Below are 10983 nucleotides of genomic sequence, written 5' to 3' on the forward strand. Positions count from 1 at the left end.
AATTATCTGACCAATCTGTTAAAGAGCGCTTGAACGTGTCGTTCAAGTGAGGCGCATATTCTACCGAACGCCTCGCTGGTGTCAACCTTTATTTTGCAACTTTCTGAAACTCATTTGGCTGCAAAACCAGACACCAACTACTAATCTAAAAAACCTGAAAAGATGTTAATTATCAAGAACTTAAAAACCAGCACCTTCTCATCTAAGCCACCCTTTTGAGGGGCTTCCTTGGGAAGAGGTGCGCATTCTACAGACACCCTCAAAGGAGTCAACACCCAGCCCTAAAAAAAGTCATTTATTTGCCATAACAGCTCTAAAACAACAAAGGCGCCACAAGGGCGCCTTTAATTAGTTACTTAACTGGGTATGCTGAAACCCTAGCTAATGAGTCTTTTTCTTATAAGTAGAATAAATGGTGCTTTTTCTTACCTAACTTAACAAGGAAGTACTTTTGATGAATACTGGCAGAGCGGGCAAAAACTTCTGCACCTTTACTGTTGCTGTCCAAGCCGATAGCAACGCCATTCACATTAACGGCATTGCGCTGCAAAGCATCCTTTACTTGCTTACCATTGCCCATATCTGCATCAGACAGCAAGGATGTCAGCAAGCCACTCTCTAGCGCTTCAAGATCAAGTGCCGATGAAGGCAAACCATCTTGCTTCAACTGTTCAAAATCCCCTTTGCTTAAGTCTGCCAAGTTGCCACTGAATAATGCGTCAGTAATACGCTGCGCTGCAACAAGCCCCTCTTCTTTATGGACTAGCTTTGTTACTTCACTCGCTAATATAGCCTGTGCTTCAGGGCGACCTTGGCGCTCTTTATCATCAGCTTCGATCTGATCAATCTCTGAAACACTTAAAAAAGTGAAGTACTTGAGGAACTGATACGCATCAGCATCAGCAACCTGCAACCAGAATTGATAGAACGCATAAGGAGATGTTTTTGCAGCAGACAGCCAAATAGTACCCGACTCGGTTTTGCCAAACTTAGTGCCGTCAGACTTCGTCACCAATGGCAGCGTCATACCATAAACACGATTGCCATTCATACGCCGTGTTAACTCAGTTCCGCCGGTAATATTACCCCACTGGTCTGAACCACCAATTTGCAATGTACACTCATGACTCTTGTTGAGCTGCTGAAAGTCAAACGACTGCAGAATCATGTAGGTAAATTCTGTAAAAGAGATGCCATCGCCGTCACGGTCAATACGCTGCTTAACAGATTCTTTTGCTATCATCTGGTTAACAGAAAAGTGCTTGCCGACATCACGTAAGAAGGTCAGCACATCTAGGCCACGCGTCCAATCTAAGTTATTAACAACAGAGGCACTGTTATCACCACAGTCGAAATCAATAAACGCGCTGACCTGCTCTTTAATCTTATCAACCCATCCTGCTACTGTTTCATCGTCATTTAACTTACGCTCTTGAGCCTTAAAGCTCGGGTCACCTATTAAACCTGTTGCTCCACCCACCAGCGCTAATGGCTTATGACCATACTGCTGAAAACGTTTCAAGGTTAATAATGGCACCAAGCTACCTATGTGAAGACTGTCTGCCGTTGGGTCAAAACCACAATAAAGCGTCACACTGTTCTCATTTAAATGATTTTCAAGCTCCTCTTCGCTGGTCATCTGCGCTATAAGGCCTCTCGCTTTAAAATCCTGTAACAGTGTTAACTCACTCATTTCGGGTCATTACCTTGTTAAATGTTAATACGGTACTCAATTGATGCGACATTCTACCCATAGCGCGAGTTTTGAACAAATTTCAATTACTAATGTCAATATTTTGACTTTACAGCCGATACTACTTTAAGAAAATATCGTATATTACTGTTTTATATTCACTGATTAATAAATGGATCGTGAGAACTGAGCCATGCCACATTTTTTACAACAGATCAAAGGCCGCTTTCCAACAGTGCACCTTGCAGCCATAAGCATTTGCGGCGTTATTCTAAGTATTACATTACTTCTTTTGCCTTCTGAGGAAGTCTCTGCAACAAAGAGCAACTTACCAACAGCCCAAGTCTCTGAAAACTCTACCCATTTAGATAGCATTGACCAAACCGCTCAAAGAATACGCAAAAGCATTGTTCTAAACCTAACCAACCAGACGTCATCTCTATCAGAAAGCCAACGTGATGCAGCAACCTTCACTCCAGAGTCAGAAACAAAAACTGACGTAGCCACAACGCCTCTTCAGCCTGCTGAAAACTGGATCTCTTATACTGTTCAGAAGAACGACAATCTAACGTCTCTCTTTAAGCGCGCAGGCTTAAACCCTCGCGATGTTTACAATATCAGCCAAGCCACCAAACAGGGCAACGAACTCAGCCGACTCTACCCTGGTGAATCACTTGCCTTTCTTATTGAAGAAGCCAGCCTCAAAAAGCTAAAGTATGAAATCAGCCCATTAAAAACGCTTCTTATCGAATTAATCGATAATAAGTTTGCTGTTAATACGATTGAGCGCACGCCTGTTACTAAAGAGCGCTACATAGAGGGCGTTATTGAAGGCTCTTTATTCGTAGACGCTGAACGCGCTGGCTTATCTAATAATATGATCATGCAGTTCGCATCGATTTATGGCTGGGATATCGATTTCTCGCAAGACATTCGTAAAGGAGATAGCTTTCGTATTATTTATAATGAGCAATTCCTAGACGGAAAGAAAATTAGCGACGGTCATATCGTCGCTGCTCAGTTTATTAATAATGGTGAGAACCTTACCGCTATTCGATATACAGATTCAGAAGGAAGTAGCAGCTACTACACACCTGACGGTCACAGCATGCGTAAAGCGTTTCTGCGAATGCCTATTAACTTTGCCCGCGTTAGCTCTCGCTTTAACCTGTCCAGAAAACATCCACTACTAAACAAAATACGCGCCCACAAAGGTGTCGACTACGCAGCATCCACAGGTACACCGATAAAAGCGTCAGGTGATGGTAAAGTCATCTGGAAAGGCAACAAGGGCGGCTATGGTCGTGCCGTTATTATTCAACACGGCAGTAATATCACCACGCTATACGCCCATATGTCTAAATATAATAAGAAGCTAAAAAAAGGCAGCCGCGTAAAACAGGGGCAAGTTATTGGTTATGTTGGCAAGTCAGGGCTCGCTACAGGTCCACACCTGCATTATGAGTTTCGTGTAAATGGCGCTCACAAAAATCCAATGACTGTTAAATTCCCGCATGCGTCACCGGTTCCTAAAAAAGAACTAGTAGCCTTTGAAGAAGTCGCTAGCCAGATGAAAAACCAGCTAAAAACATACGCTGCGACCCTGTACGCCAGAGCGAATTAGTACTTATGAAAGCAGATATTTATATAGGTGTAATGTCAGGTACCAGCCTAGATGGTATTGATATTGCTGCGGTTCGTATTGATGAGCAGCTTAGTTTTATCAAAGCGCAGTGCTTCACTATTCCAGAGCAGATTCGCCAAGATATTTTAGGACTGACTCAACCGGCTGATAATGAGATCGAAAAATTAGGCCGACTGGATATAGAATTGGGACGCTTATTTGCCGATAGCATTAATCAGTTTTTACAATCAGCACCCTTTGATACTCGCCAAATAGTGGCGGTGGGTTGTCACGGACAAACGGTTCGCCATCGCCCTGAAGCCGGTTTCACCCTACAAATAGGCGACCCCAACACAATCGCTGAAATCACTAAGCTCACTGTTACCGCAGATTTTAGAAGAAGAGATATAGCTGCAGGTGGGCATGGCGCTCCTTTGGTACCTGCTTTTCATAATAATGTATTTCGCTCGTCAGATAAAAACCGCATCATTTTAAATATTGGCGGTATGTCCAACATTACGTTACTGCCCGCCGATAATTCAAAAACGGTTACAGGCTATGACACGGGTCCTGGAAATATATTATTAGATGCGTGGATTAATAAAGACTGCGGCGCTAGCTACGATAAAGCTGGTCAGTGGGCAGCTTCAGGCCAAGTAAACCAAGAACTGCTACAACAATTGCTCAGCCTAGCCTTCTTTACGGAAGCTCCACCCAAGAGCACCGGAAGAGAGCAATTTCACCTTGACTGGCTAGAGCAGGTTATCCACAACAGCCACCAGCACATTTCAGCCGTTGATATCCAAGCCACATTATTAGAGTTAACAGCTAGATCTATCGCTGATGCAATTAATGCCGAGAACCTAGTAAGCCCCGAGCTATATATTTGCGGTGGCGGCGTGCATAACAACGCGCTAACAACCAGATTATCCTCGCTAGTTAAGCATTCACATATAGGTACAACAGAAGAGCTAGGGCTACACCCAGACTGGGTTGAAGCAGCTGCATTTGCTTGGTTAGCTCGTCAAACGATTAAACAACTATCCGGTAATTTACCTAGCGTTACAGGCGCTGCTCAAGAACGAATATTAGGCGGGATTTATCAAGCGTAGTAGATGAGATAAAAGTAAGCACAGCTAGCAGCTGTGCTTAAACTTATATTAAATCAGATCGAAAATGATGAACCGCAACCACAGGTCGTTGTTGCGTTCGGGTTTTCAATTTTAAACTGCGAACCCTGTAAGCCTTCTTGATAATCAACAACAGACCCTTCTAGGTACTGCAAGCTCATTGGATCAACGACCATAAGCACACCCTGATTTTCTATTTGGGTATCGTCTTCTGCGGTCTCTTCATCAAACGTAAAACCGTAAGAAAAGCCAGAACAACCGCCGCCCGTAATAAAAACACGAAGCTTAAGATTATCGTTCTGATCTTCTTCTATTAGGCTTTTTACTTTTGCAGCAGCTGCATCTGTAAATACCATAGCCTCATTTAATGCCACTGATTCTGTCATATCGCTCTCTGTATCATTAAATCTGATCAGCCTATTCTCAATTAACCAAGCAATTTAGTCAAGTATCATGGCATAAGACCGACAAAAGATAAGCCTGCAGTTTCTTCAAAACCGAACATGATGTTCATATTTTGAATAGCCTGGCCTGCTGCACCTTTAACTAAATTATCAATAACCGATAGCACAACGACTGTGTCATCGTTTTGTGGGCGAAAAACACTAATCCTGCACATGTTCGAACCTTTCACACTACGAGTCTCTGGATGGCTGCCGGCTGGCATCACATCAACAAATGGCTCGTCCTTATAACGTTCTTCAAACAATGCCTGAAGCCCATCTTGCGGATCTTTAAGCGTCGCGTACAAGGTCGAATGTATCCCACGAATCATCGGTGTGAGATGCGGAACAAAGGTCAAACCGACAGGGCGCTCTGCAGCCTCTGATAAACCTTGACGAATCTCAGGTAGATGCCGATGACCAGGAACCCCGTAAGCCTTCATGCTTTCGCTAGTCTCACAAAGTAAAGCCCCAACACTTGCACCACGGCCAGCACCACTGACACCGGATTTACAATCAGCGATCAAACGACGATGGTCGATTAATTTATTCTCTAGTAGTGGCAAGAAGCCAAGCTGAGTTGCCGTCGGGTAACAACCGGGACACGCAATGAGCTGTGCCGTCTTGATCTGTTCACGGTTTATTTCAGGCAAACCATAAACAGCCATTTCAACTAAATCAGGGCAAGTATGCTCAAGCTTGTACCATTGTGACCAAAGCTCTACATCTTTAATTCTAAAATCTGCGCCCAAATCAATAACCCGCACACCCCTTTTAATCAACTCAGGAGCCATTCCCATAGCCACACCATGTGGCGTAGCAAAAAACACTACATCACACGTTGAAAGTGTATCGGCATCCGGCACGGTAAACTGCAGATCATAATGTCCTCGAAGGTTTGGAAACATATCAGCCACATAAATACCTTCTTCTGAGCGCGAAGTAATTACTTTCACGTCCACATCAGGATGATTGGCTAGTAACCTTAAAAGCTCTACACCGGTATAACCTGTTCCACCTACGATACCTACATTAATCACTTTAACCTCTCATCGGCATGCAAAAACTGTTAACTTATAATACCGTCCAAGGGTCGTAAAAACTATCAGCTGTTGGTTAAAAAACTGAATGCAGAAATACCACTTATCATTGCAGTATTTTCGGGAGCGCCTAGCTCACTATGACGCACTGCCTCAACTTGTTATTTTGGGGATGCTATCCGGGGTAATAACCGGCTTGCTCATGGTCCTATTTCGCATGGCAGTAGAGTTACCACTAACCTACTGGCTGGGCCAAGCTGACAACTTCGAAGGTTTATCTAGCGCACAGCATTTTTTATGGCCCGTTATAGGGAGCGGCTTCCTTATATTGATTTTTTACCTATGGCCACAAGCCGCCAAACAGGTCGGTATGGTCAACCTTTTTGAGCGCCTCTCCTATTATCAGGGGCATATCCCTGGTAGAAGTATCGTCATGCAGTTCTTATCTGCCACCATTGCTTTAGTCAGTGGGCATTCTGTGGGTCGTGAAGGGCCTTCGATCTTTCTTGGCGCGGCCTGTAGCAGCCTCATAGGTCAGCGGCTACGGCTACCCAATAACTCGTTGCGCCTACTAATTGGTTGTGGTGCTGCTGCAGCTATTTCAGCAGGTTTTAATACACCATTAGCGGGTGTTATCTTCGCGATGGAAGTGATTTTACTGGAATATACCGTCATCGGTTTTACACCCGTCATTGTTGCTGCCGTCTCTGCGGACATAGTCATGCGCAGTATATTAGGGCATGAAAACGTTTTTGATGTGCCTTCATTTGAGATTAATACATTAGCCGAAGTGCCATGGGTCATGTTGCTAGGCGTTGTTGTCGGTTTGTGTGCCGCGGCTTTTAATCACATCATGCTATCTGCCTATAAACTTGCACACTGGCCTGTTGCTGTACGCTTTATGTTAGCGGGTATTCTCACGGGGCTAGCTGCCATGCTTTACCCAGAAGTGATGGGCATTGGTTACGACACCATCTCCGAAACGCTCTGGGGGCGGTTAGATATCCAACTATTGTGTGGATTATTGTTAGTTAAACTGCTGCTTACTCCTTTTATTCTTGGCTTAGGTATTCCTGCAGGGCTTATCGGGCCGACACTCTTTATTGGCGCTCTTATCGGCGGGATTTGCGGTATCATCGGTGACTGGTCCACCGACATGGACGTATCGCATGTCGGCTTATATGCCATGCTGGGTATGGGAGCCATGATGGGTGCTGTGCTCAATGCACCTTTGGCAGCATTGGTGGCATTACTAGAACTCACTGGTAACCCGAACATTATCTTTCCTGGTATGATCGCTATCGTTATCAGTAACCTAACCGTTCGCTATCTATTTAACCTGCCTTCTATCTTTCTATCATCATTACAGGCTCAAGGGCTCGATTACCGCCAAGAGCCGATCGCTCAAGCACTGTCACGAGCAGCAGCGGCTAGCTTAATGGAAAGAAACTTTGTCGCTACTAATCACTTGATCAACGCCTCCTCCGCACAGGAAATGCTAGCAGAAGCGCCTCGCTGGATTCTCATACAAGAAGTCGGGAAACCTGCCACATCTATAATGCTACCCAACGACTTACAAGACCATTTAACACGCCAAGCCCTGCTAGCTCAGGAGAAGGAAGCACAAGAAGACGACTCTTTAGCACGTCAACAAGAAACACCACTAGAACCACAGCAGCCAATTAACCTACTGGAAATTCCTGCTGAGCGCTTTAATATTGTGACACTCAGTTTTAGGGCAACACTCTATGAAGCCTTACAAAAGATGAATGAGCAAAACATCGCCAACCTGTGCATCACCAGTAACCAAGGCGAGATTATGGGAATTCTCACTCGCGCACAGATTGAATATTACTACACACATAAGCAGACTCTATGAATCCACTACACGGCCTGTATGCCATTACCGATAACAACCTCATGCCGGACGACCAAACGTTGCTATCGTACGTTCAACAAGCGATTCTTGGCGGTGCTCAAGTCATTCAATACAGAGATAAAACCTGCGATACAGAAAAGCGCTATCGCCAAGCAAGTTTGCTCAATGAATTGTGCCGCTCACATAACCGAACATTTATAATCAATGATGATGTCCAACTGGCGCATCAATGCGGTGCGCATGGTGTACATATAGGGCAAAAAGATTCGGCGATAGAAATAGCACGCCAAACACTCGGCAATAACGCCATCATTGGTGTGACTTGCCACGACCAACTATCACTGGCTAACAGCGCCGCGTTAGCTGGCGCAGACTATGTAGCATTTGGTGCTTTTTTCCCCTCAAAAACCAAACCTAGCGCAAAACCGGCACCACTTTCGCTGTTAGCCGAAGCCAAATCAATACTCTCTTGCCCAATAGTGGCGATCGGAGGAATTACTGTGGATAATGCCAGCCAAACGATTACTGCAGGGGCTGATATGATTGCCGTAGTGCACTCACTTTTTGCCGCAGAGTCAATCACACAGCAAGCCGAGGCATTTGCCCACGCTTTCAACTGGAATGAATAAAGAAGGTTCATCAGCATGTCACGTTCAGAAGATCTTTTTCAAGCAGCCCAAACTCACATCCCTGGCGGTGTAAACTCGCCGGTTCGCGCATTTAAAGGCGTGGGTGGCACACCTGTATTTTTCAAAAAAGGGCAAGGCGCTTATCTTTTTGATGAAGATGATAATCAATATATCGATTATGTCGGCTCATGGGGCCCAATGATTTTAGGTCATGCTCTGCCTGAAGTTATTGATGCAGTGAAAAGCGTACTAGATAACGGTTTAGGATTTGGTGCACCGACCGAAATCGAAACTCAGATGGCTGATAAAGTATGTGAAATAATGCCTTCTATCGAAATGATCCGTATGGTCAGTTCAGGCACTGAAGCGACCATGAGTGCTATTCGCTTAGCACGTGGTTATACCGGCCGCGATAAAATCGTGAAGTTTGAAGGCTGCTACCATGGCCACTCTGATTCACTGCTAGTAAAAGCAGGTTCAGGCGCACTAACACTGGGTGAGCCCAACTCACCGGGCGTACCTGCATCTATTGCTGAACACACCATCACACTAACATTCAACGACATCGAGAATGTTCGTCAAGCATTTGAAGAAGTAGGCAGCGAGATTGCTTGCATCATCGTTGAACCGGTTGCCGGCAACATGAACTGCATACCACCTCAAGAAGGCTTCCTTGAAGGCTTGCGTGAAGTGTGTGACGAATACAGCACGGTACTTATTTTTGATGAAGTAATGACCGGTTTCCGTGTTGCCTTGGGTGGTGCCCAAGCCTATTACGGTATCAAACCAGATCTAACGACATTAGGTAAAGTTATCGGTGGCGGCTTACCTGTTGGTGCTTTTGGTGGAAAACGCGAAATTATGGAACAGATCGCGCCTTTAGGTCCGGTTTACCAAGCGGGCACGCTATCAGGAAACCCTTTGTCGATGAATGCAGGTTTAGCCATGCTAAACGCTCTGACAGCGACACCGGGCATTCATGATCAGCTAGAGGCTAAAACTGATTACCTAACACAAGGCCTAGAAGCCATGGCCATCTCAAAAGGTATTCCATTTACAACAACCGCTGTTGGCGGCATGTTTGGAATATTCTTCACAGATCAAAAAAATATCAGCAGCTTTGTACAAACAACGGCCTGCGATACTGAACGCTTTGGGCAGTTCTTCCAAGGCATGCTCAAAGAAGGCGTTTACCTAGCCCCTTCTGCATACGAAACAGGCTTTATGTCAGCAGCTATTTCTGAAGCAGATTTGGATCGCACCATTGCAGCAGCGGGACGTGTGTTTGATACCTTTGCTAAAAAAGCTTAGATGATGGCGACCTTTGCTAACCTGGCAATCATACTGAGCTGCGTTTTTTACGCAGCTCAGTTGTTTCGCCAACCAAAAACGCTAACCAGCAATAACAGATCACTCGTGCTGCTACTGTTGTTATGTATCGTATTGATATTAGCCTCTGCCGCTGGCCAGCTACTCATCAGCGAACAAAGCCAAAACTCACAAACCCTACAACGCCTGCTCAGCAATATGAAAGACTATTTAGCGATTCCGCTAATTGCCTCTCTATTACTGGCCACCAGCTTTAATAAGTTCTGGTCTCGCGCGGGCTGGGGCCGATGGGTGTTGGTGTTAATTGCGATGTTTGAGCTAGCACGTAGAGCCGAATTTGGTGAGCAGTACGCAATGGTGCTCTCAGGAATCACATCCGTGGCACTGCTGCTAGCCTTTGTTCGCTACAGCCAGGCAAATATTCGTCTGCTAGGGTTAGTCGGCGCACTGTTAGCGGGTTTATCGGTGGCTGTTTACGGAACGCTATCTCTGTTACCTGAATATCAAAACGCTATATTCAGCGATGGCTTACTGGCGATCAGTCTTATAGCTTTAGGCTTAGCTACAAGGGAAGTTATTTCTTTGTTTCAGAATCAGAAAACTGTACCCACAAGCTTGTAAGTATTCAGACTCTACAAAAAAATACCGCACTGAAAAGTGCGGCATTTAATGAATAGCTCTGATATCTAACGCCTATTATTACTAGCAGTTTATTCAGTTGCGGTGGATCCACAAGCCTTTATTTTCGCCAGTTGAAAGTTTTATTTCATTGATTTTACTACATAAATATAACACTCGAGCTTCGGTTAGCTTTATCAGCCTCTAAGGCAATACAAGCATTGATGGCGTTTCAATTCATGTCATGAACAACATAAGTTCGCATGTGACTTTTACTGAGAACTTATCCTGTCCCGTCCTAAAATACGTTGACGGTTTTTGATAGAAGCGGTTGCCCTAGGCAGCCGCTTTTTTTATGCACCTCTTCTGGCGTTTTCATGCCAAGGCTCAAGTGCGGCCTCATTTGGTTATAGATAGCGATTGACTCAGCCACCAACACTTTCAATTCAATAAACGTTTTACATCGATACAGTAGAAACTCCTGCTTGAGTATCCCGTTAACTCTCTCTGCCAGTGCATTCTGATAGCAATCATAACCATCTGTCATCGACGGCACCATACCGTTATCCTCCAATGCCTTCTGATAGACTACTGAACA

At 44.9% G+C, this 10983-nt stretch carries 10 protein-coding genes; 6 read left to right on the top strand and 4 right to left on the bottom strand.

Annotation, left to right across the window (positions count from 1 at the left end; all coding sequences use genetic code 11):
- Positions 1 to 397 precede the first annotated feature (397 nt).
- Positions 398 to 1693: a tyrosine--tRNA ligase gene (gene tyrS, locus G511_RS0117555; protein WP_028470802.1), complete on the bottom strand. Its 1296-nt coding sequence runs from the start codon at positions 1691 to 1693 to the stop codon at positions 398 to 400.
- 193 nt (positions 1694 to 1886) lie between these two features.
- Between tyrS and G511_RS0117560 the strand changes: the two genes are divergently transcribed.
- Both G511_RS0117560 and G511_RS0117565 read left to right on the top strand, forming a co-directional pair.
- Positions 1887 to 3317, top strand: coding sequence for an OapA family protein (locus tag G511_RS0117560; protein ID WP_028470803.1), 1431 nt, complete (start codon positions 1887 to 1889; stop codon positions 3315 to 3317).
- A gap of 5 nt (positions 3318 to 3322) precedes the next feature.
- Positions 3323 to 4429 (top strand): anhydro-N-acetylmuramic acid kinase, encoded by a 1107-nt coding sequence (locus G511_RS0117565; RefSeq protein WP_028470804.1) that lies wholly within the window; start codon positions 3323 to 3325, stop codon positions 4427 to 4429.
- Positions 4430 to 4482: 53 nt separating this feature from the next.
- Here G511_RS0117565 and erpA read toward each other — a convergent pair whose 3' ends face one another.
- Complete coding sequence (erpA, locus tag G511_RS0117570; RefSeq protein ID WP_028470805.1) at positions 4483 to 4833, bottom strand: iron-sulfur cluster insertion protein ErpA; 351 nt, start codon at positions 4831 to 4833, stop codon at positions 4483 to 4485.
- A 65-nt stretch (positions 4834 to 4898) separates the two neighbouring features.
- Entirely contained in the window at positions 4899 to 5930 is a 1032-nt protein-coding gene (gene argC, locus G511_RS0117575) for an N-acetyl-gamma-glutamyl-phosphate reductase (protein ID WP_028470806.1), read from the bottom strand.
- Positions 5931 to 6018: 88 nt separating this feature from the next.
- Between argC and G511_RS0117580 the strand changes: the two genes are divergently transcribed.
- From G511_RS0117580 to G511_RS0117595, 4 genes are read left to right on the top strand one after another with little or no spacing between them, the layout of a single operon-like run.
- Positions 6019 to 7809, top strand: a complete 1791-nt coding sequence (locus G511_RS0117580; RefSeq protein ID WP_028470807.1) for a chloride channel protein — start codon at positions 6019 to 6021, stop codon at positions 7807 to 7809.
- Positions 7806 to 8438 (top strand): thiamine phosphate synthase, encoded by a 633-nt coding sequence (gene thiE, locus G511_RS0117585; protein WP_028470808.1) that lies wholly within the window; start codon positions 7806 to 7808, stop codon positions 8436 to 8438. The genes G511_RS0117580 and thiE overlap by 4 nt, the downstream gene beginning before the upstream one ends.
- A 15-nt stretch (positions 8439 to 8453) precedes the next feature.
- On the top strand, positions 8454 to 9749 hold the full coding sequence (gene hemL, locus G511_RS0117590) for a glutamate-1-semialdehyde 2,1-aminomutase (protein WP_028470809.1): 1296 nt from the start codon (positions 8454 to 8456) through the stop codon (positions 9747 to 9749).
- Complete coding sequence (locus tag G511_RS0117595; RefSeq protein ID WP_156905251.1) at positions 9750 to 10388, top strand: hypothetical protein; 639 nt, start codon at positions 9750 to 9752, stop codon at positions 10386 to 10388.
- 295 nt (positions 10389 to 10683) lie between these two features.
- Here the strand turns inward: G511_RS0117595 and G511_RS0117600 are convergent.
- A partial coding sequence (locus G511_RS0117600; RefSeq protein ID WP_028470811.1) for an integrase core domain-containing protein occupies positions 10684 to 10983 on the bottom strand: 300 nt, incomplete at its 5' end.

The organism is Neptunomonas japonica DSM 18939 (assembly GCF_000422765.1).
In the GTDB taxonomy this organism is placed as follows: domain Bacteria; phylum Pseudomonadota; class Gammaproteobacteria; order Pseudomonadales; family Balneatricaceae; genus Neptunomonas; species Neptunomonas japonica.